This is a genomic window from Lentzea californiensis (genome assembly GCF_024648825.1).
GTDB classification, from domain to species: Bacteria; Actinomycetota; Actinomycetes; order Mycobacteriales; family Pseudonocardiaceae; genus Lentzea; species Lentzea californiensis.
On the sequence record NZ_JANBBE010000008.1, the window covers coordinates 171,541 to 196,180 of the forward strand.

28 protein-coding genes are annotated in these 24,640 nt (G+C 70.2%); 12 read left to right on the forward strand and 16 right to left on the reverse strand.

Translation table 11 applies throughout. The features are described from left to right. Positions 1–60: 60 nt before the first annotated feature. The 3 genes from LX88_RS27570 to dmpG are packed head-to-tail and all read left to right on the forward strand — an operon-like array spanning position 61 to position 2,746. Positions 61–837: a 2-keto-4-pentenoate hydratase gene (locus LX88_RS27570; protein ID WP_258950695.1), complete on the forward strand. Its 777-nt coding sequence runs from the start codon at positions 61–63 to the stop codon at positions 835–837. Next, positions 834–1,751 (forward strand): acetaldehyde dehydrogenase (acetylating), encoded by a 918-nt coding sequence (locus LX88_RS27575; protein WP_258950696.1) that lies wholly within the window; start codon positions 834–836, stop codon positions 1,749–1,751. The genes LX88_RS27570 and LX88_RS27575 overlap by 4 nt, the downstream gene beginning before the upstream one ends. Beyond that, positions 1,748–2,746, forward strand: coding sequence for a 4-hydroxy-2-oxovalerate aldolase (dmpG, locus tag LX88_RS27580; RefSeq protein ID WP_258950697.1), 999 nt, complete (start codon positions 1,748–1,750; stop codon positions 2,744–2,746). Before LX88_RS27575 ends, dmpG begins: the two co-directional genes overlap by 4 nt. A gap of 2 nt (positions 2,747–2,748) precedes the next feature. Here the strand turns inward: dmpG and LX88_RS27585 are convergent, their stop codons facing one another. The 4 genes from LX88_RS27585 to LX88_RS27600 are packed head-to-tail and all read right to left on the reverse strand — an operon-like array spanning position 2,749 to position 5,874. Then, on the reverse strand, positions 2,749–3,681 hold the full coding sequence (locus LX88_RS27585) for a DODA-type extradiol aromatic ring-opening family dioxygenase (protein WP_258950698.1): 933 nt from the start codon (positions 3,679–3,681) through the stop codon (positions 2,749–2,751). After that, complete coding sequence (locus LX88_RS27590; RefSeq protein WP_258950699.1) at positions 3,681–4,565, reverse strand: alpha/beta fold hydrolase; 885 nt, start codon at positions 4,563–4,565, stop codon at positions 3,681–3,683. Before LX88_RS27590 ends, LX88_RS27585 begins: the two co-directional genes overlap by 1 nt. Next, the gene (locus LX88_RS27595; RefSeq protein WP_258950700.1) at positions 4,562–5,089 is read right to left on the reverse strand and encodes a cupin domain-containing protein; all 528 of its coding nucleotides are present in this window, start codon (positions 5,087–5,089) and stop codon (positions 4,562–4,564) included. The genes LX88_RS27590 and LX88_RS27595 overlap by 4 nt, the downstream gene beginning before the upstream one ends. Positions 5,090–5,103: 14 nt before the next feature. Continuing rightward, positions 5,104–5,874, reverse strand: coding sequence for an SDR family oxidoreductase (locus LX88_RS27600; RefSeq protein WP_258950701.1), 771 nt, complete (start codon positions 5,872–5,874; stop codon positions 5,104–5,106). A gap of 39 nt (positions 5,875–5,913) precedes the next feature. Here LX88_RS27600 and LX88_RS27605 point away from each other — a divergent pair, with 39 nt between their 5' ends. The 4 genes from LX88_RS27605 to LX88_RS27620 all read left to right on the forward strand — a co-directional run bounded on the left by LX88_RS27605 (position 5,914) and on the right by LX88_RS27620 (position 9,053). Then, positions 5,914–6,696 carry an IclR family transcriptional regulator gene (locus tag LX88_RS27605; RefSeq protein WP_258950702.1) on the forward strand — a complete coding sequence of 261 codons (783 nt, stop codon included), beginning with the start codon at positions 5,914–5,916 and terminating at the stop codon, positions 6,694–6,696. A gap of 77 nt (positions 6,697–6,773) precedes the next feature. After that, positions 6,774–8,279, forward strand: a complete 1,506-nt coding sequence (locus LX88_RS27610; RefSeq protein ID WP_258950703.1) for a flavin-containing monooxygenase — start codon at positions 6,774–6,776, stop codon at positions 8,277–8,279. After that, positions 8,239–8,697 carry a cupin domain-containing protein gene (locus LX88_RS27615; protein ID WP_258950704.1) on the forward strand — a complete coding sequence of 153 codons (459 nt, stop codon included), beginning with the start codon at positions 8,239–8,241 and terminating at the stop codon, positions 8,695–8,697. The genes LX88_RS27610 and LX88_RS27615 overlap by 41 nt, the downstream gene beginning before the upstream one ends. After that, positions 8,694–9,053 carry a nuclear transport factor 2 family protein gene (locus tag LX88_RS27620; RefSeq protein WP_258950705.1) on the forward strand — a complete coding sequence of 120 codons (360 nt, stop codon included), beginning with the start codon at positions 8,694–8,696 and terminating at the stop codon, positions 9,051–9,053. Before LX88_RS27615 ends, LX88_RS27620 begins: the two co-directional genes overlap by 4 nt. Positions 9,054–9,087: 34 nt before the next feature. Here the strand turns inward: LX88_RS27620 and LX88_RS27625 are convergent, their stop codons facing one another. The 5 genes from LX88_RS27625 to LX88_RS27645 form a co-directional block, all read right to left on the reverse strand. Then, positions 9,088–10,884 carry an FAD-dependent monooxygenase gene (locus LX88_RS27625; RefSeq protein ID WP_258950706.1) on the reverse strand — a complete coding sequence of 599 codons (1,797 nt, stop codon included), beginning with the start codon at positions 10,882–10,884 and terminating at the stop codon, positions 9,088–9,090. 3 nt (positions 10,885–10,887) lie between these two features. Further along, positions 10,888–11,244, reverse strand: a complete 357-nt coding sequence (locus LX88_RS27630) for a putative quinol monooxygenase (protein WP_258950707.1) — start codon at positions 11,242–11,244, stop codon at positions 10,888–10,890. Positions 11,245–11,439: 195 nt separating this feature from the next. Further along, the gene (locus tag LX88_RS27635; RefSeq protein ID WP_258950941.1) at positions 11,440–12,468 is read right to left on the reverse strand and encodes a 6-phosphofructokinase; all 1,029 of its coding nucleotides are present in this window, start codon (positions 12,466–12,468) and stop codon (positions 11,440–11,442) included. Positions 12,469–12,543: 75 nt separating this feature from the next. Next, positions 12,544–13,056, reverse strand: coding sequence for a polyadenylate-specific 3'-exoribonuclease AS (locus LX88_RS27640; RefSeq protein ID WP_090073187.1), 513 nt, complete (start codon positions 13,054–13,056; stop codon positions 12,544–12,546). Between the two features lie 21 nt (positions 13,057–13,077). Then, on the reverse strand, positions 13,078–13,809 hold the full coding sequence (locus LX88_RS27645) for a lysophospholipid acyltransferase family protein (RefSeq protein WP_258950708.1): 732 nt from the start codon (positions 13,807–13,809) through the stop codon (positions 13,078–13,080). Positions 13,810–14,037: 228 nt separating this feature from the next. On the opposite strand from LX88_RS27645, the gene LX88_RS27650 reads away from it, so the two are divergent. Both LX88_RS27650 and LX88_RS27655 read left to right on the forward strand, forming a co-directional pair. Then, positions 14,038–14,532, forward strand: coding sequence for a hypothetical protein (locus LX88_RS27650; RefSeq protein ID WP_258950709.1), 495 nt, complete (start codon positions 14,038–14,040; stop codon positions 14,530–14,532). Positions 14,533–14,598: 66 nt separating this feature from the next. Beyond that, positions 14,599–14,724 carry a hypothetical protein gene (locus LX88_RS27655; protein ID WP_258950710.1) on the forward strand — a complete coding sequence of 42 codons (126 nt, stop codon included), beginning with the start codon at positions 14,599–14,601 and terminating at the stop codon, positions 14,722–14,724. A gap of 59 nt (positions 14,725–14,783) precedes the next feature. Here LX88_RS27655 and LX88_RS27660 read toward each other — a convergent pair whose 3' ends face one another. After that, positions 14,784–14,999 (reverse strand): hypervirulence associated TUDOR domain-containing protein, encoded by a 216-nt coding sequence (locus LX88_RS27660; RefSeq protein ID WP_090073183.1) that lies wholly within the window; start codon positions 14,997–14,999, stop codon positions 14,784–14,786. 54 nt (positions 15,000–15,053) lie between these two features. Between LX88_RS27660 and LX88_RS27665 the strand changes: the two genes are divergently transcribed. Further along, positions 15,054–15,383 (forward strand): DUF3140 domain-containing protein, encoded by a 330-nt coding sequence (locus LX88_RS27665; protein WP_258950711.1) that lies wholly within the window; start codon positions 15,054–15,056, stop codon positions 15,381–15,383. Here the strand turns inward: LX88_RS27665 and LX88_RS27670 are convergent. Genes LX88_RS27670 through LX88_RS27695 form a run of 6 tightly spaced genes read right to left on the reverse strand, consistent with a single transcriptional unit; the run spans position 15,380 to position 19,624 of the window. After that, positions 15,380–16,363 carry an ROK family glucokinase gene (locus tag LX88_RS27670; protein ID WP_258950712.1) on the reverse strand — a complete coding sequence of 328 codons (984 nt, stop codon included), beginning with the start codon at positions 16,361–16,363 and terminating at the stop codon, positions 15,380–15,382. The two genes, LX88_RS27665 and LX88_RS27670, sit on opposite strands and share 4 nt — an antisense overlap. After that, complete coding sequence (locus LX88_RS27675; protein WP_258950713.1) at positions 16,363–16,713, reverse strand: hypothetical protein; 351 nt, start codon at positions 16,711–16,713, stop codon at positions 16,363–16,365. Before LX88_RS27675 ends, LX88_RS27670 begins: the two co-directional genes overlap by 1 nt. A 14-nt stretch (positions 16,714–16,727) precedes the next feature. After that, positions 16,728–17,936: an ArsA family ATPase gene (locus LX88_RS27680; protein WP_258950714.1), complete on the reverse strand. Its 1,209-nt coding sequence runs from the start codon at positions 17,934–17,936 to the stop codon at positions 16,728–16,730. After that, positions 17,933–18,373 carry an SRPBCC family protein gene (locus LX88_RS27685; RefSeq protein ID WP_258950715.1) on the reverse strand — a complete coding sequence of 147 codons (441 nt, stop codon included), beginning with the start codon at positions 18,371–18,373 and terminating at the stop codon, positions 17,933–17,935. The genes LX88_RS27680 and LX88_RS27685 overlap by 4 nt, the downstream gene beginning before the upstream one ends. 23 nt (positions 18,374–18,396) lie before the next feature. Next, the gene (locus LX88_RS27690) at positions 18,397–19,185 is read right to left on the reverse strand and encodes a metallophosphoesterase family protein (RefSeq protein WP_258950716.1); all 789 of its coding nucleotides are present in this window, start codon (positions 19,183–19,185) and stop codon (positions 18,397–18,399) included. A 58-nt stretch (positions 19,186–19,243) separates the two neighbouring features. Further along, positions 19,244–19,624 (reverse strand): polyketide cyclase / dehydrase and lipid transport, encoded by a 381-nt coding sequence (locus LX88_RS27695; RefSeq protein ID WP_258950717.1) that lies wholly within the window; start codon positions 19,622–19,624, stop codon positions 19,244–19,246. 98 nt (positions 19,625–19,722) lie between these two features. Here LX88_RS27695 and LX88_RS27700 point away from each other — a divergent pair, with 98 nt between their 5' ends. Next, positions 19,723–21,519 (forward strand): AMP-dependent synthetase/ligase, encoded by a 1,797-nt coding sequence (locus LX88_RS27700; RefSeq protein WP_258950718.1) that lies wholly within the window; start codon positions 19,723–19,725, stop codon positions 21,517–21,519. A gap of 249 nt (positions 21,520–21,768) precedes the next feature. Further along, positions 21,769–24,636, forward strand: coding sequence for an AfsR/SARP family transcriptional regulator (locus tag LX88_RS27705; protein ID WP_258950719.1), 2,868 nt, complete (start codon positions 21,769–21,771; stop codon positions 24,634–24,636). The last annotated feature ends 4 nt before the right edge of the window (positions 24,637–24,640 follow it).

A 24,640-nucleotide genomic window follows, 5' to 3' on the forward strand; every position in this document is an offset into this window, starting at 1 on the left:
TTCCGGTCAGCGGAACTCCGCAGTGACCGGAACGCCGCAGGCACCACCACGATGTGCGGCATGAACGAAGTTCGAACCGCAGCGGAGCGCCTTGCGAGAGCGGCGCGCGAGAAGGTCACCTGTGCGCCCGTCCGGGATCTCGTCGGCGACGCCAAGGCGTACGCGGTCCAGCAGCACAACATCGCCGCGCGCATCGCGGCCGGCGCCGGACGGACCGGCCGCAAGATCGGGCTGACCTCGTCCGCGGTGCGCCGGCAGTTCGGCGTGGACCAGCCGGACTTCGGGGTGCTGCTCGACGACATGGCTTTCAAGGACGGCGACGTGCTGCCGACGCACCGGCTGTTGCAGCCGCGGGTCGAGGCCGAGGTGGCGTTCGTGCTGAAGGCGGACCTGACGGCCGGGCCGTTCGACGAGCGGGCGGTCGCGGCGGCGGTGGGGCACGTCCGGGCGTCGCTGGAGGTCGTGGACAGCCGGATCGAGGGCTGGGACATCACGTTCGCCGACACCGTCGCGGACAACGCCTCCGCCGGTCTCTACGTACTCGGCACCGAGGAGAGGGAGCTCGGCGAGGTCACGCCCGCGGAGGTGTCGATGGTGCTCTCCGTCAACGGCGAGGAGCGCTCGACGGGCACCGGCGCAGACTGCATGGGCGACCCGCTGACCGCCCTCGCCTGGCTCGCCACGACCGCCGCGGCCCTCGGCGACCCGCTCAGGGCCGGTGACGTCGTGCTCAGCGGCTCGCTCGGTCCCGTCGTGCCCGTCCAGGCCGGCGACGAGGTCGAGGCGACGATCACCGGTCTCGGCACTGTGCGGGCGACGTTCGGGGAGGAGTCGTGAAGGTCGCGGTCATCGGCTCGGGCAACATCGGCACCGATCTCGTCGTCAAGGTGCTCAAGCGGTCCACGACGCTGGAGGTGGCGGCGCTGGCGGGCATCGACCCCGCGTCGGACGGTCTCGCGAAGGCACGGGAGCTGGGCGTTTCCACCACGGCGGACGGCATCGACGGGCTCGTCGCGATGCCGGGGTTCGAGGACGTCGGGATCGTGTTCGACGCCACCTCCGCGGGCGCGCACGCGAAGCACGCCGAAGTCCTGGCCGCGCACGGGAAACGGGTCATCGATCTCACCCCAGCGGCGATCGGGCCGATGGTCGTGCCGACGGTCAACCTCGAGGAACACCTGGGCGCGCCGAACGTCAACATGGTCACCTGCGGCGGACAGGCCACGATCCCGATCGTCGCCGCGATCAACGCGGTCACGCCCGTGCCGTACGCGGAGATCGTCGCCTCGATCTCCTCGCGGAGCGCGGGTCCGGGCACGCGGGCGAACATCGACGAGTTCACCGAGACGACCGCGCGGGCGATCGCGGACGTGGGCGGCGCGCGGAGGGGCAAGGCCGTCATCGTGCTCAACCCGGCCGATCCGCCGATCACCATGCGGGACACCGTGCTCGCACTCGTCAACGCGCCGGATCCCCAGACGCACCAACGGATCCGTGCGTCCGTCGAGCACGCGGTCTCCGAGGTCGCGGCCTACGTTCCCGGCTACCGCCTCAAGCAGGCCGTGCAGATCGATCCGGTCGACCTGCCGGGCACTCTCACCAAGGAACCCGTGACGCATCAGGTCACCGTGCTGCTGGAGGTCGAGGGCGCGGCCGACTACCTGCCTGCCTACGCGGGCAACCTGGACATCATGACCAGCGCGGCGCTGCGAGTCGCGGAGACGATGGCGAAGGCGGTCGTGCGCGCATGAAGATCTACCTCCAGGACGTGACGCTCCGGGACGGCATGCACGCCCTGCGGCACCACATCGACCCCCGCAAGGTCACCGAGATCGCCAGGGCGCTGGACCAGGCCGGAGTCGACGCCGTCGAGGTCTCGCACGGCGACGGCCTCAGCGGCGGATCACTCGTCTACGGGCCCGGCAGCCACACCGACTGGGAGTGGATCGAGGCGGCCGCGGAAGCGTTGACCCAGGCCAAACTCACGACACTGCTGCTGCCGGGCATCGGCACGCTCCACGACCTCAAGCGCGCCCACGGCCTTGGCGTGCAATCGGTTCGCATCGCTACGCACTGCACCGAGGCCGACATCTCCGCCCAGCACATCGCCGGCGCGCGCGACCTCGGCATGGACGTGTCCGGGTTCCTGATGATGAGCCACCTCGCCGAACCGCAGGAGCTCGCGCGCCAGGCGAAGCTGATGGAGTCCTACGGCGCGAACTGCGTCTACGTAACGGATTCCGGCGGCCGCCTGCTCCCCCAGGACGTCCGCGAACGGATCCGCGCGTACAAGGACGTCCTCGACGACGACACCGAGATCGGCATCCACGCGCACGAGAACCTGTCGCTCGCCGTGGCGAACTCGATCACCGCCGTCGAGGAGGGCGCCACCCGCGTCGACGCCTCCCTGGCCGGACTCGGCGCCGGAGCGGGCAACTGCCCCATCGAACCGTTCGTCGCCGTCGCGAACCTCCAGCAATGGCAGCACAACGCCGACCTGTTCGCGTTGCAAGACGCAGCCGATGACCTGGTCCGGCCGCTGATGGACCGCCCTGTCCGCGTCGACCGCGAAAGCCTCACCCTCGGCTACGCGGGCGTCTACGGCTCGTTCCTGCGTCACGCCGGCACCGCTGCCCAACGCACCGGCGCCGATGTCCGCGCTCTCCTGCTGGAGGCGGGACGCCGACGCCTGGTGGGCGGTCAGGAGGACATGCTGACCGACATCGCACTCGATCTCACGCGGTAGCGTCACAGAACGGGGAAGGTGGTTCCGATGCCCATGCCCGTGATCCACTCGGGCACGGGCTCGTAACTGCTCCACACCAACGGAAGCCCCACGGCGACCTGCCCGATCAGCCAGCAGCGGATCTCGTGCCCGCCGCTGCCGGCGTGGTCCTCCAGCGCCTCGTGCCCGAGGGAGGCGACCTCACCGGCTGACCCCGCCGACAGCCGGTCGAGGAACCACTCGTCCCACACCGCGTTCACACGCGCGTCCGGGTTGCCGCCCATCGCGCGCACCCGAGGCTCCCGCGCGGCGGCGAACTCCTTCGCGTAGGACCGGCCCCGGATCAGCGACTCGCGCCGCTCCCCCACCACGGACGGATCACGCGGGTCGTTGGACGGCAGCCAGTGCGACAGCCCGCCGGAGGCGACCACGAGCACGCGGCCGGGGAACTCCGACGAGCGCAGCGCGGCCCCCAGAGCACGACCCAGCTCGACGCACCGGTCCAGCGACGGCAACGGCGGCGCGGCCGTGTTGACCACCAGCGGCACCAGCGGAAGCGTCGTCCCGCCGGTGATCATCTCGTAGCTCTGCACGATGCCGTGGTCGACGGTCAGCGAGTACGACAGCGACACGTCGAACCCCGCGCCGGCCAGGCCGCCGTACGCCGACCAGGCCAGGGTCTGGGCCACCGGCAACGGCCCGGAGCTGCTGCCGAAGTCACCGAACCCCACCGCTTCCTCGACCCCGAGCACGAACGGCGGCATCACGTCGTAGAAGTTGGCGTGGAAGTGGTCCGGCCCGATCACGACGATCGCGTCAGGCTCCAGTCTCTCCACGGCCTGCCGCACGCGGTCCGCGTCACGCAGGAACACCGAGCCCGGACCGGTGCCGTCCGGCGGCAGCAGGGTCGCGAACGGGCTGTGCGACATCCCCGCGAATCCGATGATCTCGGCCATCAGGACGGGTCCTTTCCGTGCAGCAACCAGGTGCGGTGCGTGTCGAGGAACTCGGAGACCTTCTCCCACTGCGGCCAGTGCCCGGCGTCGTCGATGACGTGCAGCCGCGCGTCCGGCAGCCACCCGAGCAGCATGTCCGCCTCGTCCAGACCGCCCGTGGGGTCGTGGCTGGTCCACAGCAACAACGTCGGCGCCGCGACCTTCCCCACCCACTCCGGGTCCCACGCGAAGTCCTTGCGCACCACGGGGTCCTGCAGCACGAGCGTGTTGGTGATCGCCTGTACGAACCCTGGCCGTGAATACACCTGGCGACGCAGGTTCACCAGCTCGTCGGTGACCATCTCCTTGTGGTGGAACAGGAACTCGACCCGCCGCCGCACGGTCTCCTCGCTCGGGTCGAGCACGGCGGCCATGGTGCTGTCCCGCATGCGTTGCATGACCTCGGGCTTGTTCGCGATGTTGCCCGGCGTGTTCAGCACCAACCGATCGACCCTCGAAGGGAAGTGCGCGGCGACCCATGCGACGACCCAGCCGCCCAGCGACTCACCGGACAGGTGCGCCTTCTCGACGCCCAGCGCGTCCAGCAGCCCGACGAGGTGCTCGGACAGCACGTCGATCGTGTACGGCAGGTCGGGCAGGTCGGACCAGCCGTGGCCGACCATGTCGTAGGCGGTGACGTGGAAGTCCTCGGCCAGTCCCGCGATGTCGCGCGAGTAGGCCTCCAGGTGGCCGCCGGTGCCGTGCAGCAGCACGAGTTCCGGCCCGGAACCGGCCTGCAGGACCCTGGTCCGGACGGTGTGGCCGCGCACCGGAACGTCGACGTGCCGCACGGTGTGGTCCACATGCGACAGTTCGCCCCAGATGCTGACGTGCTCGGGAATCACTGGTCCTCCCCTGTTGTGTCGAAACGGGCGCGGGCCTCGCCGAAGGTCGCGAGGCCGGCGCTCTGCCTGCGGGCGAGCCCGAACAGCGCGAGCAGCCGGGAGTTCTCGATGGTGAGGAACTCGACCGGGTCCGAGGTGGAGTCGTTGTAGTGGCGGTGCCAGGTCCACGGCGGGGTGTAGACGAACGAGCCGGAGGTCCAGGTCACCGTCTCGAACTCCTCCGGTTCGGCGTTCTGGATCTCGCTGTGGCCGTCGCCGGAGATCACGAAGTGCACGGTCTCGTGGTAGTGCCGTTGCATGTCCGAGCTCTCGCCCGCCGGGATGACCTGGCGGAACAGCTCGAACGTCGACGTCGGCAGCTTGCCCGCGATCCGCAGCGTCGTCGGGTTCGGCACGGCGCCGGGCGGGATCGTCTCCAGCTCGTCGTCGTGCACGACCAGCGGACGCCCGCCGTCCGGCCGGACAGCGTGCGTGAGCGCCCCGAGGAAGTCGGTCATGGCGAAGTCGGGTCCTGAGGTGGCCAACGCGATCGTCCCTTTCACACTGGAAACTCGGTGCGGCCGCCGTCGACGGTCAGCACGGTGCCGTTGACGTACGAAGCCTGAGGTGAAGCCAGAAAAGCCACGGCCGCGGCGATCTCGCCCGGATCCGCGGCGCGCAGGGCCGGGATGTCGGCGAGGTCCTGCGCGGCGGCGGTGTCGAGGTCCATGCCCGCCGCCTCGGCCCTGCGCCGCAGCACTTCCCGCCGCCGAGGCGTCAGCGTCGCGCCGGGAGCCACGCAGTTGACCGTGACGCCGTCCGCCGCGAACTGCCGCGACACGAGCTTCATGGCCGACGTGACGGCCGCGCGCAGCACCGTGGATGACGCCAGGCCGGGCTGCGGCTGCCGCACGGCGGTCGACGTGACCACCACGGCCCGACCGAACCCGCGCGCCGCCATCGGCGGCAACGCTTCCCGCAGCAACGCCAGCGGGCCGAGCAGCAGCAGATCGAGGTCGCGGTGCCATTGGTCGTCCGAGACCTCGAAGATCCCACCCGGCGACGGACCGCCCGCGTTCACGACCAGCACGTCGAGCGCCCCGTGGCGGTCGACGACCTCGTCCACCACCGCGGCGGCCTCACCCGGATCGGAGAGGTCGCGGACCACGTGGTCCGCGCCGAGTGCCGAGGCCGCCTCTTTCAGCGTCGCTTCGGTGCGTCCGGCCAGCACGACGCGGTGCCCGCTCTCGACGAGCGCCGCGGCCGTCGCCGCACCGATTCCGCCGGCGCCGCCCCCGACTAGCGCGACCCGCGTGGTGTTTGCGTCCATGAGCTCCTACAGTCGCCGTGTGCGAATGGTGGGCCAAGGATGAGTCCCAGTGACCGGGACTCGCAGTCAGGCGAGCCGAGCGGTTCACTCGAACGCGCGGCGGCGATCCTGGACGCCTTCGACGTCACCCACCGCGAGCTGGGCCTCGCCGAACTGGTGCGCAGGTCCGGGCTTCCGCGCTCGACGGTGCACCGCACGGCGGGCCGCATGATCGAGCTCGGCTGGCTCGACAAGCCGGACGACCGCTACCGGATCAGCACCGGCCTGTTCAAGCTCTCCAGCCTGGTGCCCGTGCGGCACGAGCTGCGCGAGGCCGTGCTGCCGTTCCTGCAGGACCTGTACGCCGCCGCCCGCGTGACGGTCCAGCTCGGCGTGCTCGACGGAACCAGGGTGCTGGTCGTCGAGAAGATCACCGGGCACCGGCCGATGCCGATGCTCGACCAGGTCGGCGGGATGATCCCGGCGCACTGCTCGGGTCTGGGCCGCGCGATGCTCGCGTTCTCCGACGCGTCCACTGTGGACGCGGTGATCGCCGCCGGTCTGGAACGCCGAACTCCCCGCACGATCACGAGCCCGACGGCGTTGCGCCGTGAGCTCGCCGCTATCCCGGACCAGGGTTGGGCCTACGACCGCGAGGAGGGCAACGTCGGCATCAGCTGCATCGCGGCCCCGATCTTCAGCGCTGGTGGCGGCGTTGCCGCGGCGTTGTCGGTGACCGGCCCGAGTGCGGCAGTGCGCCCGGAACGGATCGGTCCCGCCGTGCGGATGGCGGCCGCGGCGGCGACCCGTGCCTATTCGACGCGGCGCTGGGAGTCCCACTAGCCGGGACTCCCTGTTGGTCGCCGTCACGGGAGCGCTCCACAGTGTGGTCCGTCACATCCTCACTCAGGAGGACCAGGATGCGAGTCGCGATCATCGGTGCCGGAGTCGCCGGCCTCACCACCGCCAAGGTGCTGCTGCAGGCAGGGCACGAGGTCGAGGTGTTCGACCGGACACCGGACGTCGGCGGCGTGTGGAGCCGCACGAGGCGCTACCCCGGTCTCACCACGCAGAGCCCGAAGGCCCAGTACTCGTTCTCGGACTTCCCGATGCCGAAGGACTTGCCGGAGTGGCCGACCGGCAAGCAGGTGCAGTCGTACCTGGAGGCGTACACGTGGCACTTCGGTGTCGACGCGTGCCTGCGCCTGGAAACGACGGTGACGTCCGTGGTGCCCGTCGACGGCGGGTGGGAGCTGACCACGCACACCGGCACGACGTATCGCTACGACCGCGTCGTCGTGGCCAACGGTGTGTTCTGCGAACCCTCCGTGCCGGCGTTCCCCGGCCGTGACGAGTTCGAGGCGGCGGGCGGACGGGTGCTCGCGGGCACCGAGTTCCTCGACGTCGAGGAGGCGCGGGACAAGCACGCGCTCGTCGTCGGATACGGCAAGTCGGCGTGCGACGTGACGGTGCCGATCAGCGGTGTCGCCGCGAGCACGGACATCATCGCGCGGCAGTTGCTGTGGAAGGTTCCGCGCAAGATCGCCGGTGTCGTGAACTTCAAGATGCTGCTGCTGACCCGCATGGGCGAGGCGCTGTTCCGCTACCGCTTCCTGCGCGGGTTCGAGAAGTTCCTGCACGGCCCGGCGAACGGCATGCGGCGTTCGATGCTCAACTCGCTCGGGTCGGTGTCGGTCAGGCAGTTCGGGCTGGCGCGGCACGGCCTGGTGCCGTCCGGGCAGATGGAGGACATCGTCAAGGGCGCCATCGGCCTGGTCACCGAAGGGTTCTTCGAGGGCGTCGAGTCGGGTGCGATCCGCGTGCACCGCGACATGACCATCGCCCGGCTCAAGGCCGGTGGCGCGGTGCTCTCGGACGGTTCGGTGCTGCCCGCCGACCTGATCGTCTGCGCCACGGGTTTCACGCAGGGCGTGCCGTTCCTGCCCGCAGAGGTGCAGGCGCGGTTGTTCGACGAGCGCGGCAACTTCGCGCTCTACCGGCAGATCCAGCCGATCGGTGTGCCCGGTCTGTACTTCAACGGCTACAACTCGTCGTTCTTCAGCCCGCTCAACGCCGAGATGGCGGCGCTGTGGATCGCGGCCGACCTGGTGGGAGCGCTTTCGCTGCCGGACGCCGCCGCGCGCCGAGCGGATGTGACGGCGCAGCTCGCGTTCATGGACACCGCGACGAACAAGCACCACTGCCGTGGCACGAAGATCATCCCGTTCTCGTTGAAGAACGCCGACGAGGTGCTGGCGGACCTCGGCCTGCAGATCGGCCGGGCGACCCGCGCGTCGCACTGGCTCAACCCCGTCGCGCCCTCGGCGTACCGCAAGGTCACGCCCCAACTGCTCGCCCGTCTCAGTCGAATCGAGGTTGGAGACCATGGAAACCCCCGTGAAGCACCACGTCTACCGCAGCGGTGAGGGCACGAACGTCGGCGCGATCGGCCTGGGCATCTACACACGACTGACCGGCGCGGACACCAAGGGCGCCTACTCGCTGTTCGAGTACGTCGTGCCGCCGAACCTCGGCGGGCCGCCCACGCACGTCCACTCCCGCGAGGACGAGCTGTTCACGTGCGTGCAGGGACGGGTCGTGGTCGAGCTGGACGGCGAGGAACACGTGCTGGGGCCGGGCGATTCACTGCTGATGCCGCGCGGGGTGCCGCACATGTTCCACAACCCGTTCGACGTGGAGACGCGCGTCGTGGCCGTCGTGTCGCCGCCGGGGCTGGAGAACTACTACCAGGCGTTGTCCGAACTGCCGCCGGGACCGCGTGACATGAAGCTGGTCGCGGAGATCATGGTGCAGCACGGGCTTTCGCTGCAGAAGAAGCCATGAGCCGAGCCGAGATGGTGCGGCGGATGTGCGCCGCCGTGGATTCCGGTGACGCGGAGGCGTTCGGTGCGTGGTTCGCTGCCGATGCCACCTACGTCTTCGGCAACAACGAGCCGCTGATCGGCAGGGACGCCGTGATCGCGGCGACCGCGGGTGCCGCCGGAGCGTTGCCGTGGGTGCGGCACGTGGTCGACCAGGTCGCGGAGGTCGGGGACCAGCTGTTCTGCCGGTTCACCATCGAGACCGAGGCGCCGGACGGGAAACAGCTCGCACTGCCCTGTGTGACGGTGATCTGGATGTCCGGGGACGAGATCACCGACTACCGCGTGCACATGGACATGACGCCGGCGATGGCATGAGAAGAGGGGCCCGGTTCGCCGGGCCCCTCTTCTGTCATGCGGCTTGGACCTGGTGTGCGGCAGGGCTTCGGAGCCTCGTGAGGAACCGCCGGCAGGCCTCGAAGTCGAGTTCGTCGCAGCGCCAGGCGATGTGACCGTCCGGACGGACCACGTACAGGGCCTGCGAATCCGGTTCGGTGAGGCCGTAGTGCTCGAACACCTGCGCCGAGTCGGCCCGGTGCACGCGGGCATCTCCTCTGGCCTCGACGCGGGCGACGAGGTGGTGCACGACGTCGAGCCCGGCCAGCGCCGCCGTGTGCGAGGTGATCTCGTCGCCGGTGAGGTGCCTGCGGGACAACGCGATCACGTGCAGCCGGTAGCCCTGCAGCAGGTCGAACACCTGCACGCGGTCGTTGATCCTGGCGTCCGGGACCCGTTGGCCCGCCTGCGGTCCGTGCAGCGAGTAGAGCAACTCGTTGACGTTGATGTCGCTCGGCCGGTAGCCGAGGCTGATCTGCGAGAGGCGCTGGAACGACTTGCGGTGCGGGATCGGGGCCGCCGACATCCGTCCGAGCAGGAACGGCCCGGCGGTGTCGCGCAGCCACGCCTGCCAGCCGCGCAGGCCCGCCGCGACCCGGTAGAGGCGGTCGGTGAACTTCAGCAGCCTGACGCCCGCCGGATGCCGTTCGGCGGAGTAGGTGTCGAGCAGGTCCACGCCGTCGTTGATCGCCACCGCGAGCTTCCACGCGAGGTTGGCGGCGTCGTGCAGGCCGGTGTTCATGCCCTGGCCGCCCGCCGGGGAGTGGATGTGGGCGGCGTCGCCGACGAGGAATCCCCTGCCGCGCCGGTAGTCGTCGACGCCGCGCAGGTGGACCTGGTAGCGACTGGTCCAGATCGGCGCGCTGAGGGTGACGGGCAGGCTCATCGCCCTGCGCAGCTCCGCCTGGAGGTTCTCCAGGTCGAAGTCCGCCGCCGGATCACCGAAGTCGGTGACCATCACCCTGGACGTCTCGGCGCCTTTCAGGGGCAGGAACAGGCCGATGCGGTCGCGGTTCACGAACACCCGGAAGTGCGCGTGGTCGAGCGGCCACTCGACCTTGCAGTCGGCCAGGAGATAGCGCTGGCCGTACTTGTCGCCGTCGAATGTGATCCCGAGCTGCTGCCGGACGGTGCTGTGTGCCCCGTCCGCTCCCACGACGTACTGGGCAGTGACCGTGCGCTCTCCGACCAGCGCGGTGACCGCGTCCTCGGTCTGGTGGAGCTGGGTGAGCCTCGTGCCGCGGCGCACCGTGACGCCGTGCCGCGCGAGGTCCCTGAGCAGCACCTCCTCCACTTCGGACTGCGGCGCCATCAGGATGAACTGGTACGGCGTGGTCGCCGCCTTCGCGCGGTCGAAGTCGAGGCCGCCGACGTGCCTGCCCCTGATGTGGAACCGGATCCCGGTGGTGACGACGCCGCGTTCCAGCAGCTCGTTCGCGAGCCCGATGCTGCGGAACAACTCGATGGTGCGCGCCTGGACGGCGAACGCCCTCGATTCCGTGGCGGGGCCGGCGCCGGCGTCGACCACGCACACCTTCACGCCCTGGCGCACCAGCAGCGCCGCCGTCATCAAGCCGCTCGGACCTGCGCCGACGACGAGCACGTCGCAGTCGTACCGGGCCAGCCGCGGCCCGGTGGGCTTCGGCGGGGCGACCATCGGTTTCGCACGCGTCCTCGACTTGCCGAGGCCCGCCAGAAAGTTGCCGCCGGGACGAGCGGTGACCTGGGGCAGCGGGTTGCCGGTGAGCCGGCCCCACGTCCTGCGGGCGAGCAGGAAGAGCAGCGCGACGACGGCGAAGATCAGCAGGCCCACGGTTCACCTCACCGCCGGCAGGTCGCTGGACATGCGCAGGAACTGCTGGACCAGCGGTCCCCGCACGAGCGGCCCGATCGCGCGGACGAACTCCTGGACGTACGGCTCGGCGAGGTGCTTCTCCAGGTCCTGCTTCGACCGGAACATCTCGTAGATCACGAACTGCGACCGGTCCGCGCGGTCGCGGTGGACGTGGAACTCGATCGAGCCCTCTTCGGCGCGCAACGGCTCCACGAGGCCGAGGATCAACGCCTCGACCTCGTCCTCACAACCGGCTTTGGCCGTCGCGAACCCGAGGTGGGTGTAAGGCCCTGTCTCGTCCGCGTCCGGCTCGGGCAGGACGACTCGCGCGTCGCTCATCGGGTCTCCCTCAACTGCTCAACGGATGGTGAATTCACCATCGCAGTCAGCGAGAGCCGGGTCACAGCGCGAGTCCCAGCGAGCGGGACTTCGCCCCTTATGCAAAAGACGTTTGCGGTCGTCCGCAAACGTCTTTTGCATAAGCGATATATCGGATATTGGATATTGCCAGATAAGGCCAGGTCAGGGGCCAGATCAGGCGCCGAAGAAGACCTCGGCCTCTTCGTAGCGCTCGGTCGGAACCGTCTTGAGCTCGGCCGTCGCCTCCGACAGCTTCACGCGGACGATGTCCGTGCCGCGCAGCGCGACCATGGTGCCGAAGTCGCCGGCGGCGACGGCGTCGACGGCGTGCAGGCCGAAGCGGGTCGCGAGGACGCGGTCGTAGGCGGTCGGGGTGCCACCGCGCTGGATGTGGCCGAGGACGGCCGCGCGGGACTCCTTGCCGGTGCGGTCCGCGATCTCCTCCGCGAGCCACTGGCCGACGCCACCGAGGCGGACGTGACCGAAGGCGTCGCGCTCACCGGAGTGCAGCACCTCGGCGCCGCCCTCGGGGATCGCACCCTCGGCGACGACGATGATCGGGGCGAACTCGCTCTCGAAGCGGCGCTCGACGTGCTCGACGACCTTGTCGACGCTGAACGGGCGCTCCGGGACGAGGATGACGTTCGCGCCACCGGCGAGACCGGAGTGCAGCGCGATCCAGCCCGCGTGACGGCCCATGACCTCGACGACGAGCGCACGGTGGTGCGACTCGGCCGTGGTGCGCAGGCGGTCGATGGCCTCGGTCGCGATGTGGACGGCCGTGTCGAAGCCGAACGTGTAGTCCGTGGCGCCGAGGTCGTTGTCGATCGTCTTCGGCACACCGACGACGCCGATGCCGTCATCGGTGAGGCGCTTGGCGACACCGAGGGTGTCCTCGCCGCCGATCGCGATGATGGCGTCGACCTGGTTCTCCGCGATGGTCTCGCGGATCCGGTCGACACCGCCCTCGACCTTGTAGGGGTTCGTGCGCGACGAGCCCAGGATCGTGCCACCGCGGGTGAGGATCTCCTCGACGTCCGCGAGGTCGATCGACTTGGTGAGGTTCTCGATCGGGCCCTGCCACCCGTTGCGGAACCCGACGATCTCCCAGCCGTGTGCCTTGATGCCCTTGCGGACCACGGCCCGGATCACGGCGTTCAGACCGGGGCAGTCACCACCGCCAGTGAGCACACCGATGCGCATCTGCTTCCCCATCTCTCGTGTTCTGTGTCACGCAGACTGTCACGAGCTGTATCGGTGCAGCAACGCGGGTCTCACTTACCGGACGGGAAAACCGATTTTGAGCCGCTGTTCCTCGATCACCTTCCAGCGCGCGAGGTTGTGCCGCGCGTCGGCGAGAGCGTCGTGCGCGTCCACCGGAGGGGCCGGCAGCTTGGGGCGGCCGACGTCGTCCCAGCGTTGGCGCAGGTCACGGGTGAACCGGGGCAGCGAGCGCGGCAACGCCGGCATCGCACCCCACAGCTGCGCCAGCGCCACGTGGTCGTAGGCGGCGAACCAGGCCCACAGCTCGATTTCGTCGCGCGCCGCGTTGCGGGCGCCGAGGAAGTCGAGCAGGTCCTCGCGGATGCGCTCGCGGCTGCGCCACGCCTTGTCCGCGGGCGAGGGCAGCTGGTTGAGGACGTTCTGCCGCACCCACGGCCCCGCGCGATCGGGGTCGAACTCGGTGGACACGGCGTAGAACTCGCGGCCTTCCTCGTCGACCACACCGATCGACACGAGGTCGATCGTCAGCCCGTCCTCGATGAACTCACAGTCGTAGAAAAACCGCACCGCGACACCCTAGGGGTGCGGTCAGCTCGCCTTCTTCTCGGGCACCCGGTCGCCCTTCCCGCCCTGTTCCGGCGCGGCGGGCAGCTCCTTGGCCTTCGACGCGTAGACGTCGACGTACTCCTGGCCGGAGAGCTCCATCAACGCGTACATGATCTCGTCGGTGATCGACCGCAGCACGAACCTGTCGCCGGACAGGCCCTCGTAGCGGGAGAAGTCGAGCGGCTTGCCGATCTTGATGCGGATCGGGTGCGGCTTCCACATCCTGGAGCCGATGGGGTTCGCCTTGTCCGTGCCGAACATCGCCACGGGGATGACCGGCGCGCCGGACTCCAGCGCGATCCACGCGACGCCGACCTTGCCCTTGTAGAGACGGGCGTCGGGCGAACGCGTGCCCTCGGGGTAGATGCCCAGCAGCTTGCCCTCGCGCACGATCCGGACACCGGTGTCGAGCGCTCCCTGCGCGGCGGACGCGCTGGACCGGTCGATCGGCACCTGGCCGACGCCGGTGAAGAACCACTTCTGCAGCCTGCCCTTGAGGCCCGTGCCGGTGAAGTACTCGATCTTCGCCGGGAACGTGACGCGCCGCGACAGCATCAGCGGCAGGAAGAACGAGTCGGAGACGGCGAGGTGGTTGCTCGCCAGGATGGCTCCGCCGTCCTTCGGGATGTTCTCGGCGCCCTCGATGATCTTCGGCTGGAAGAACAGCCGCAGAATCGGTCCCAGGAGGACGTGCTTCATCAACCAGTACAGCACCTTGGGAAGCGCCTCCCTTAAGACCCCGCGGACCTTGATCCCGACAATCAGCCTACGGAGCCGACCGCACCTCACACAACGAGTCCCGGGTTAGTGCGTCACGGCCGTGCCGGATACGCGCGACCGGGACGTAGCGGGAACGTTCCTGAGAACGTGACTGAGCCGACTGCCGTAACCCGCAACACATCGCGACCGTGCAACGATGAGGGGTCAGAGGGTTGCGGCTTTGTGGAGAGGCTCTGGATGAACGCCCGGCGCGACTCGACCGACGGACCGGAGAACGTCGACGAGCTCTTTGCCGAGATCGTCGCGGGTCTCGAACGGGACGGGGTCGGCAAGGACTGGCTCGACCTCGACGAGGTGGGCCCGGAGACGAACACGGCGACCGGGCACGACGAGCCCGGGCCACGCACCGTCGTGGCGGAAGATCCGGCACCGGACCCTGCCGACGAGCCCGAACGCCGTGATCCGGCCGACGAGGACCACTACGTCCCGCCGGAGCCGCCGCCGTTCCCGGTGCTGCGCGCCTCGACCCTCGCGGCCCTCGGGCTGTTCGTGCTGGGCATCCTGCTGCTGGTCGCGCCCGGCATCTTCGGGCTGCAGTCGCGGATCGGCACGCCGCTGTCGCTGGTGGCACTGTGCGCGGGCGTCGGCTGGCTGATCCTGCGCATGCGCAACTCCCCTCCGCCGGACTCGGGATGGGACGACGGCGCGCAGGTGTGACACGTCACGACTTCGTTGATAACGACGTGATAACGGCCACTCAAACCTTCAGATAACGATTGGGTCATGCCTACCGTGTGGGACATGGACCAGATGCAGCACCTGATGATGGCCCGTGCCATGGCGACCCTGAGCAAGAAGGACGCGGCCAAGCGCCGTCGTCCGCGTATCCTGCGCCTGCTCGGCCGCTAGCTCCCTCAGACCGAGTGTTCGCGGCGAGCGAACAACCCCGACGAGCTCGCCGCGAACACTCATTTCTTCTTCTTCAGCGCTTCCGGCTTGTGGACCGCGTCCCTGCCGCTCTTCGCGCTCTCCACGCGGTACTGGGGCTCCTCCTTCGAGGCCTTCACCTTGCGCCCCGCCGCCTCCTTCTCCGTGGTGATCTCTTCCTTCACCTCGCCGTGGGTCTTCGAGCCGTGGCTCGACCACTCGACCTCGTCGCCTGGCTTGTAAGGATGCTTCGTCATGCCCGCGGGGTACCCCCGACCGGACGAGTCGATCCGTCCAGGAGGAGGACACCAGTGAGCGACGACCACGAGCAGATCCGGAAGGACTTCGGCGAGGCGGTCAACATGACCGCGTCGGAGCTGGAGAAGTGGCTCGGCACCGACGAGTCCAAGGAGGTCGGCGACAAGTCGTCCGGGGAGTCGACCGGGCACGCGTCAGGCCGCCGCATCGTCACGTTGCTGAAGACGAAGCGCGACGACCTGACCGACAGCGACTACCAGCACATGCGCAAGGTCGTCGGTTACGTGCATCGCCACCTCGCACAGCGGCCCTCCGGCGACGTCGAGGACAGCCGCTGGCGCCACTCGCTGATGAACTGGGGCAACGACCCGCTCAAGAGCTAGGCGCGGCGCGAGTGGTTCTTGGCTCGTGAGGCCAACTGGCCCGCCATCTCGCGAGCCAGGGTCGCCGCGCCCACGATGCCCGCGTCGTCACCGAGCTGGGCGGTGCGGATGCGGGCCAGGGGCCGGTGGCCGGCTCCCGTCACCACGGCGGAGTAGTGCTCGCGGGCGTCGTCGAGGAACAGCGGTGCCGAGGTCGACACGCCTCCCCCGATGACGATCACCTCGGGGTCGTAGACGTCGGCGACCAGCGCCAGGCCCTCGCCGAGCCAGCGGGCCAGGTCGGCCATCGCGCGCTTGGCCAGCGGGTCGCCGTCGCGGGCGGCCCCGGCCACCCGGCGGCCGGTCACCGCTCGGGAGTCGCCTGCCGCCTCGCGGGCCAGGACGGTCGAGACGCCGGGGTGCTTGGCGAGCAGTTCGACGGCGGTCGCGCTCAGGGCCGTGCCGCTGCAGTAGCGCTCCCAGCAGCCGTTCTTGCCGCACGGGCAAGGGCGGCCGTTGGGGACGACGCGCAGGTGGCCCAGTTCGGGGGCCACGCCGTAGGCGCCGCGGAAGACCTCGCCGTTGAGCAGCAGCGCGGCGCCGATGCCCGTGCCGATGGCGACGAGGACGGCGGTCTTGGCCCCCTGGGCCGCGCCGAAGCGGTGTTCGGCCAGGGCGGCGGCGTTCGCGTCGTGTTCCAGGACGACCGGCATGCCCAGGCGGTCGCTCATGCGGTCGGCCACGTCCGCCTGCCGCCACGCCAGGTGGGGCGCGAAACGGACCGTGCGGCGGTCTGAGGCGATGAAGCCCGCCACGGCGAGACCGACGGCGCTCACGGTGTGGCGGTCCGCCACCTCCTCCACGGCGGCGACGATCGCGTCTTCGAGGGCGCGTTCGCCCGCGGGCGTGGGGGCGCGTGAGGTGTCCAGGACCGAGCCGCGCGGGTCCACGACACCGGCGCGCACGCTGGTGCCACCGATGTCCACTCCGACGGTGAGCACTATTCGGACTTCCTGACGACCTTGATGTGCTGCACGCGCTGCCCGGCGTCGGGAGCCGGTTCGTCCCCGGCGGGCGGTGACGGCTGCGGGGTGCCGGGCTCGCGCAGGGCCGCCCGCAGCACCGCGACGAGGCCCGCCGCGTGTTCGGCGGCCTTCGCGGCCAGTTCGGAGCGGTCGCCGCGCAGCAGGGCCACGCCGTTGCACAACGGGCACCATCCGCACGTCTCGGGCGTGTGCGTGCCGTCGCCGGCCTCGGAGACGCGCTGCAGCCACGGCTGCATGCGCTCGGCGGCCGTGTCGATGAGCAGCCGCAGCTCCTCGGCGAGCTTGCCGGTGTTGTCCTGGGTCATCTACTAGCTCCTGATCAGCGCCACAGGGACGGGTCCGGCCGGAATCCCACCGTCACGCCACCCGAGTCCATCTCCGCACCGGTGACGATGCAGCGCCGCAACAACGACGGCAGCGCCACGAGCCGGCGCCGGCCGTCGACGGTCAGCGCCAGGTCGTCGCTCACGCGCGCGAGGTCCAGCTCCGTGTCGTCGGACAGCGGCAACGCGATCCGCAGCGAGTACCGGGCGTCGAGTCCGCGCCCGCTGCCCGACACCTCCAGCAACGACTCCGACACCGCCGCACCCGGCAGCGGGTCCGAATCGCCGTAGAGCTGCTCGGCGACCTCCAGCAGCGCCGGCACGCCCACGGGCTCCGACGCGCGGTGGTCGACCGTGCGGATCTCGCCGATCCCGGTCAGTTCGGCCAGCACGGCGTCCTGCTCCTGCCGGCGGGTGCGCAGCCAGGAGGCGGCGGCACCGCGCGCGGCACCCGGCGAGGGCACCAGCCGGTTCGCGATCACACTGTCGACCCGGATTCCCTGCAGCGCCAACGCCGTCAGCGTGCGGCGGGTCTCGGCGGCGACGACGCGTTCAGGCGTCAGCACGAGCCGCACCGAGCACGACGACGAGTCCGCGAGCATCGAGCGCAACGCGTCCAGCCGCTCGGCGAGGCGGCTCAGCGCGTCGGCCGTCGCGTCCCACTTCTCGACGGACCCGGTGCCCGCGACACCCGCGAGGAGCCCGCGCACCACGCGCCGGTGGGTGGGGAAGAGCCGTTCGAGGTAGCCCGCGAACGCCTCGGGCAGCGACAGCAGCCGCAACGTCTCCGCGGTCGGCCCGCAGTCGACGACCACGACCTCCCACGGCCCGGACGCGGCGAGCCGCCGCACCTCCGCCAGCGCGAGGAGCTCCTCGACGCCCGGCAGCACGGTCAGTTCCTCGGCGTCGAGCTCGTCGACGCCGGCGCCCGCCAGCACGGTCCGCAGGTGCCCGCGCAGGTCGCCCCACGCCTCGTCGACGAGGCCGCGCGGGTCGATCTGGCAGGCGAACAAGCCGGCCGCGCCGTCCACTTCGGACGGTTCGGCGCCGAGACGCACGTCGAGCGCGTCGCCCAGCGAGTGCGCGGGATCGGTGGAGACCACGAGCGCCTTGCGGCCGTGCGCGGCCAGCGAGGCGGCCGTCGCGGCCGACAGCGTCGTCTTGCCGACCCCGCCCTTGCCGGTGAAGAGCAGGACCCGGCTCAAGCCGCCTTCTCCGCGCGCTTCTTGAGTTCCTTGAGAGCGGTGTCGAGGATCATCTTCTCGGCCTTGCGGCGGAACAGCCCGATCATCGGGATCACCAGCTGCACCGACAGCGTGTAGGTGACCTTGGTGCCGGTGCCGGACGGCGTGAGGACGTAGCTGCCCTGCTGCGCCTTCTGCATGGTGCCTTTGACTAGTTCCCACTTCACCGACAGACCGTCGGCGGCCCAGTCGTACTTCAGGGTGTACTCGTCCTTGACGGGACCCTGGTCGATCGCGAACCGCACCTGCTCGGCACGGCCGTCGTCGCGGGTGCCGAGGACCTCGACTTCCTTCATCCCGTTCGCCCAGTCCGGGTACGACGGGAAGTCCGCGATGATCGCCATGATCTTCTCAGGCGGAGCGTCGATGACGATGGACTGAGTGGACTCGTCGGCCATAGACGTGGAGGTTACTCGCGTGGCTACCAATTCAGGACGTGAGGCTTGCCGCTGCGCTGGAAGTGCCCGACGTTGACGCACTCGGTGTAGCCCACGCGCACGCGCCGGGCCAGGGGCTGGTGCACGTGGCCGAACACCGACCAGCGCGGCCGTTCGCGCTGGATCTTCTCCAGCGCGGCCCGTGAACCCCACTCGGGACGGCGCGCGACGACGTCGTAGGTCAGTTCCGGGACGAGGGGCGGGATGTGCGTGCACAGCACGTCGACCTGCCCCATCCGGTCGAGCGCCGACGCCATGTCCTGCTCCGTGCGCAGGTACGGGAACCACGGCGCGTCGGGGTTGCGGACCAGTCCGGGCACCATCAGCCCGCCGCCGGCGAAGCCGAACCTGAGCCCGCCGATCTCCGCGGCCTCACCGTCGAGGACGTGCACGCCCGCTCCGGCGAACTGCGGCCACAGGTGCGGACTGTCCACATTGCCCGGTGTCGCGTACGTCGGCGCGGACATGGCGCTGAACAACGCGTGGTACTGCTCCAGCACCGCTTCCTCGACCACGGAACGGGCGTCGGCGAGACCGTCCCACAGCGACCGGATGTAGCTCGCCGTGTCCGCGCGTCTGGTGCCGCGTCGCAGCTCGGCGAAGATCCCGACCTTCTCGGCGCCGAAGACGCGGCCGAGGATCCCCTTGGAATGGTCGTGGTAGTCGACGAAGTCGATCAGGTCGCCGAGCACGACGAGGGCGTCCGCACCGTCACCGGCGCGCGCGAGCGCCTCCGCGTTGCCGTGCACATCGGAAACCACGTGAACCCGCACGGTTCCAACTTAGTTGACGCCGCATGGAGGTGTGCTGCGAGACGCGCGTCAAGCAAGATCACCCGTGCGGCGGGCAGCCGGCCGGACGACCGTCCTCCAGGGTCAGCTTGAGCCCGAGCGAGACCGACTTCGCGTCGAGCTGACGCCGCTGCACCTCACGGCGGGCGTTGCGCGGTGTGAGGGACCCCGAGGGCGGATCAGCGCGGAGGAAGTAGTGCAGCACGGTGCCGTCGAGCATGGGCTCGAGCCAGATCTCCATGGTGCCGACGAGCGCGCCTCCGACCGTCCAGCGCAGGCCCTCGTCACCCCTGTCGGCGTAGACGGCGAGCTCCAGATCAGGCCAGAACTCCCGCCACGAGGAGGGCGAGCTGAAGGCGGCGGCGACCACTCCGGGTGGTACCGCGAGGAAAGTCTCGTCGACGACGTCCACGCTGGCCATGAGGACAAAAGGTAACGGAAGGGCGTACCAGCCTTTGTATCGCCGGAATCACACGCTAGGTTTCCCCACCAGTAACATTTCACCGTACGGAGGTTGACGTGCGCGAGTTCAGCGTCCCCGCCACGGCCGCAGTGGCTCCGGAGGAAAACCTCACCGACATGGTGTGGGCCAACGCGGAGCGCTTCGGCAACGCCGTCAGCTTCCGCAGGCAGATCGACGGCACCTGGGTCGACATCACCGCGCGTGACTTCGCCGCGCAGGTCATGGCAGTGGCAAAAGGCATGGTCGCAGCCGGGCTGGAGCTCGGCGACCGGGTCGGCTTGGTCTCCAAGACCCGCTACGAGTGGTCGTTGCTCGACTTCGCCATCTGGGCGGCGGGCGGCGTCGTGGTGCCCATCTACGAGACGTCGTCGGCGGACCAGATCGAGTGGATCCTGTCCGACTCGGGCGCGACGGCGGTGTTCGTCGAAGCGTCCTCGCACCGAGCGATGGTCGACGACGTCGTCGGCAAGCTCCCCGAACTGCGCCACGTGTGGCAGATCGACGGAGCGGCCGCCGCGGTCGACGAACTGACCGCGCTCGGTGCCGAGATCACCGACGAGCAGGTGCACGAGCGCCGCGGGCAGGTGAAGGCGGAGCACACGGCGACGCTGGTCTACACGTCCGGCACCACCGGCCGTCCCAAGGGCTGCACCCTGACGCACCGCAACCTGCTGGCCGAGGTGCGGTCGGCGCTGTCGCGGTTCCCGGAGATCCTCACGGCCGGCAACTCGCTGCTGCTGTTCCTGCCGCTGGCGCACATCCTGGCGCGTGCACTGGCCGTGGCCTGCGTGTACTCGCGGGTCACCATCGGTCACACGGCCGACGTGAAGGACCTCGTCTCCGACCTGGGCCAGTTCCGCCCGACGTTCGTCGTCGCGGTGCCGCGCGTGTTCGAGAAGGTCTACAACGGCGCGAAGCAGAAGGCGCACGCCGGCGGCAAGGGCAAGATCTTCGACGCCGCCGAGGCCACCTCGGTCGCGTACAGCACCGCGCTCGACAACGGCGGTCCTGGCCTCGGCCTGCGGATCAAGCACGCCGTGTTCGACAAGCTGGTGTTCACGAAGCTGCGCGCCGCCCTGGGCGGTCGCGCGATCGCGGCGGTCTCCGGTGGTGCTCCGCTGGGTGCCCGGCTGTCGCACTTCTTCCGCGGTGCGGGCATCCCGGTCTACGAGGGCTACGGCCTGACCGAGACGTCGGCGGCGGCGTGCGTGACGTTCCGCGGCCAGGAGAAGGTCGGCACGGTCGGCCTGCCGGTGCCCGGCACGTCGGTGAAGATCGCCGAGGACGGCGAGATCCTCATCAAGGGCGACATCGTGTTCACCGGCTACTGGAACAACGAGGCCGCCACCAAGGAGGCCTTGGAGGACGGCTGGTTCCACACCGGTGACATCGGCGAGCTCGACGGCGACGGGTTCCTGAAGATCACGGGCCGCAAGAAGGAGATCATCGTCACCGCCGGTGGCAAGAACGTCTCCCCCGCGCAGCTCGAGGACCGGATCCGGGCGCACCCGCTGATCTCGCAGTGCATGGTCGTCGGTGACAAGCAGCCGTTCATCGGCGCGCTGATCACGATCGACCCGGAGTTCTTCCCGGCGTGGAAGGAGTCGCACGGCAAGCCGGCGTCGGCCGAGGTCCCCGACCTGATCGAGGACGCGGACCTGCTGGCCGAGATCCAGGCCGTGGTGGACGACGCGAACAAGTCGGTGTCCAAGGCCGAGGCGATCCGCAAGTTCCGTGTGCTGCCGGTCGACTTCACGGAGGCGGGCGGCGAGATGACGCCGTCGCTGAAGCTGAAGCGCTCCGTCGTGGCGACGACCTTCTCGTCCGACATCGACGCGATCTACGCGAAGTAACAGCAGGTCGAATGCGCGAAAGGCCCAGGAGCTAGAGAGTGCTCCTGGGCCTTTCGACCCCCAGCGATCGTGATCCGCGAACTTTCCGCGGAACCCGAGAAGTGTGTTGCCCCGGCCCCCCGACCGGGACATGAAGAAGATTGCCGTACGGCGCTGACGTATCGCTGACGCGCCGATGTCACCCGGCGACAGCGCGCTAATAGGGTGTGAGTCAGACGGGGTAGATCTGGTTCGCGCGAGGGGTTGGCAATGGCTTCGGGTCCGCAGTTCCGGCTGCTCGGCCCGCTGGAAGTACGCCTGGGCGGCTCCGCCGTCGTGTTGCGGGCGGGCAAGCACCGGGCGTTGCTGGCGGCGTTGCTGCTGCGGCCGAACCGCGTCGTTCCCGTGACGGAACTCGTCGAGCACGTGTGGGGGGACACACCGCCTGCGCGCATGCGTGGGACGTTGCAGACGTACGTGATGCGGCTGCGGGCGGCTCTGGGTGATCCGTCGCTGATCCAGACGGCCGCGGACGGCTACCGGATGCGGGTGGACCCGCTGGCCGTGGACGCCCATCGCTTCGCTGACGCGGCGGCTCGCGGACGTGCGGCCTCGTCGTCGTCCGACCTGGTCACGGCGCGGAAAGCGTTCGCGGAAGCCCTGGACCTGTGGCGCGGGCCGGTGCTGTCGGACGTGCCGTCGGAGACGTTGTACTCGGAGCACGCGCCGCGGTTGACCGAGCTGCTGATGAGGGTGCACGAGCAGCGGATCGACGTGGAGCTCGCGCTGGGCAACCACGCGGACCTGGTGCCGGAGCTGTTCGGGCTGACGCGGGACCACCCGTTGCGGGAGCGGTTCTGGGCGCAGCTGATGCTCGCGCTGTACCGCTGCAGCAGGCAGGCGGAGGCGCTGGAGGCGTTCCGGCAGCTCGACCGGACGCTCGACGAGCAGCTGGGCATCGACCCGTCGGAAGAGCTGCGGTCGTTGCACCAGGCGATCCTGATGGGCGCACCGGAGCTGGCGGCGCCGGTGGTGGCGCGGGAGCCGGAACGCGCGCCGCCGTCGCCGATGCAGCTGCCCGACGACATCGCGGACTTCACCGGGCGGTCCTGGCACGTGGAGCGGGTCTCCGGGCTGATCTCCGGCGGGTCGGTGCCGATCGTGACGCTCGCGGGACAGCCAGGGGTGGGCAAGACGACGCTGGCGGTGCACGTGGCGCACCTGCTGCGGGACCGGTTCCCGGACGGGCGACTCTACGTCGACCTGCGCGGGTACGCGCTGGGGGCGCCCGCGGACGGGGTGGACGTGCTGTCGCGGTTCCTGCGGGCGCTGGGCGTGCCGCCGGACGAGATCCCGCCGGACGCGGACGAGCAGAGCACCATGCTGCGGTCGCTGCTGTCGGGACGGCGGATGCTGCTGGTGCTCGACAACGCCTCCGCGCCGGACCAGGTGCGGCCGTTGCTGCCGGGCACGGCGTCGTGCCGGGTGATCGTGACGTCGCGGGACGACCTGCGCGGGCTGATCGCGATGAACGGCGCCCGGACCGTGCAGGTGGACGTGTTCCCGGCGGCGGAGTCCGAGTCGTTGCTGGAGAAGCTGCTCGGGCCGGGTGATCACGCGGAGCTGGCGGCGCGGTGCGGGCACCTGCCGCTGGCGTTGCGCGTGGCGGCTGCCTACCTGGCCGGGCGCGACGGCGTGACGATCTCCGGCTCGCCGATCGAGCTCGCCTACGCCGCCCTGCCGCCCGCGCCGCAGCGGTTGTTCCGACTGTTGTCGCTGGTACCGGGGCCGGACTTCACGCCGGAGGCCGCGTCCGCGCTGGCCGACGTGGACGCCGACGGCCTGCTGACGGTGCTGGCGATCGCGCGGCTGGTGGTGTCCCCGGTTCCCGGCCGCTACCGGTTCCACGACGAGCTGGTCCGCTACGCCGCCACCTTGCGCGAAGAGGCGGACAGCCCGTCAGAGCAGCAGGCGTCGTGGACGGCACTGCTCGACCACTACCTGCGCGGCGTCGAGCGCTGCGCCGAGCTGCTCTACCCCGGAATAGTGCGGCTGCCGTCGTCACCGACGGGTCCGGCGCCGCGGATCTCGACGTCGGCCGAGGCCCTCGCGTGGCTCGACGCGGAACGCCCGAACCTGATCGCCGCCATCCGGCACGCGGCCGAGCACGGCCCGGTGGTGATGGCCTGGCAACTGGCGGACGCGCTGCGCGGCTACCTCTGGATCGGCCAGCACGTCGGTGAGTGGCTGGCGACGGCGCACCACGGCCTGCAGGCAGCCCAGAAGTCCGCACACCGCCCGGCCGAGGCCGCGATGCACGCGAACCTCGGCACCCTCTACCTGCGGCTGGGCGAGTACGCGCGGTCCGTCGAGCACCACGACCACGCCATCGAGCTGTACCGGGCCCTGGGCGACAAGGACGCCGAGGCGGGCGCGCTGAACAACCTCAGCCTCGTGCACCGCCGCTCGGGAGACCTGGTCGCCGCGAAGGACACCCTGGTCCGGTGCCTGGAGATGCTGCGCTCGGCCCCGGCGGACAGCGTCAGCACCGGCCTGTACAACCTCGGCCAGCTCGCCGTGGAACTCGGCGAGATCGACGGCGCGGTCGAGCACTTCTCGCAGGCGCTGACCCTCGCGCCCAACGCCGACAGCCACACCTACCTGGGCATGGCCCTGCGCCTGCAGGGTCGTCTCGACGAGGCCCGCGCCCACCTCGAACGCGCCCTGGAGATCGGCAACGTCCCCGCCGGCGAGTCCGAGACCCTGGAGAACCTCGCCGCCCTGGAACTCGCTTCCGGCAACACCGACGCCGCTCTGTCCCTGGCGTCGCGAGCGCTGTCCCTCGTGGCTGACGGGGGTGACCAGCAGGTGGCGACGTCGGTGCGGATCACGCTCGGCGAGACCCGCCGCGCCCTGTCCGACTTCGGCACGGCCGCCGACCTGTTCGAGCAGGCCCTGACGACGGCCCGGCGGATCGGCTTCGCCTCGGGCGAGGTCCGCGCGCTGATCGACCTGGCCGTGGTGCTGCGCGACCTCGACCGGCCCGCCGACTCCCGCTCCGCCGCCGACCAGGCCGCGCGGCGCAGTGCCGAACTGGGATTGCGCGCTCTGGAGAACCGGGCCCGCGAACTCGCCTGACGCC

Coding starts and splice junctions, on each gene's coding strand:
- LX88_RS27685 (WP_258950715.1), bottom strand. CDS start 18,373: ATGGCCGACGAGTCCACTCAGTCCATCGTCATCGACGCTCCGCCTGAG.
- LX88_RS27655 (WP_258950710.1), top strand. CDS start 14,599: ATGCCTACCGTGTGGGACATGGACCAGATGCAGCACCTGATGATGGCC.
- LX88_RS27615 (WP_258950704.1), top strand. CDS start 8,239: ATGGAAACCCCCGTGAAGCACCACGTCTACCGCAGCGGTGAGGGCACG.
- LX88_RS27570 (WP_258950695.1), top strand. CDS start 61: ATGAACGAAGTTCGAACCGCAGCGGAGCGCCTTGCGAGAGCGGCGCGC.
- LX88_RS27630 (WP_258950707.1), bottom strand. CDS start 11,244: ATGAGCGACGCGCGAGTCGTCCTGCCCGAGCCGGACGCGGACGAGACA.
- LX88_RS27585 (WP_258950698.1), bottom strand. CDS start 3,681: ATGGCCGAGATCATCGGATTCGCGGGGATGTCGCACAGCCCGTTCGCG.
- LX88_RS27695 (WP_258950717.1), bottom strand. CDS start 19,624: ATGGCCAGCGTGGACGTCGTCGACGAGACTTTCCTCGCGGTACCACCC.
- LX88_RS27705 (WP_258950719.1), top strand. CDS start 21,769: ATGGCTTCGGGTCCGCAGTTCCGGCTGCTCGGCCCGCTGGAAGTACGC.
- LX88_RS27605 (WP_258950702.1), top strand. CDS start 5,914: ATGAGTCCCAGTGACCGGGACTCGCAGTCAGGCGAGCCGAGCGGTTCA.
- dmpG (WP_258950697.1), top strand. CDS start 1,748: ATGAAGATCTACCTCCAGGACGTGACGCTCCGGGACGGCATGCACGCC.
- LX88_RS27620 (WP_258950705.1), top strand. CDS start 8,694: ATGAGCCGAGCCGAGATGGTGCGGCGGATGTGCGCCGCCGTGGATTCC.
- LX88_RS27600 (WP_258950701.1), bottom strand. CDS start 5,874: ATGGACGCAAACACCACGCGGGTCGCGCTAGTCGGGGGCGGCGCCGGC.
- LX88_RS27660 (WP_090073183.1), bottom strand. CDS start 14,999: ATGACGAAGCATCCTTACAAGCCAGGCGACGAGGTCGAGTGGTCGAGC.
- LX88_RS27635 (WP_258950941.1), bottom strand. CDS start 12,468: ATGCGCATCGGTGTGCTCACTGGCGGTGGTGACTGCCCCGGTCTGAAC.
- LX88_RS27610 (WP_258950703.1), top strand. CDS start 6,774: ATGCGAGTCGCGATCATCGGTGCCGGAGTCGCCGGCCTCACCACCGCC.
- LX88_RS27675 (WP_258950713.1), bottom strand. CDS start 16,713: ATGACCCAGGACAACACCGGCAAGCTCGCCGAGGAGCTGCGGCTGCTC.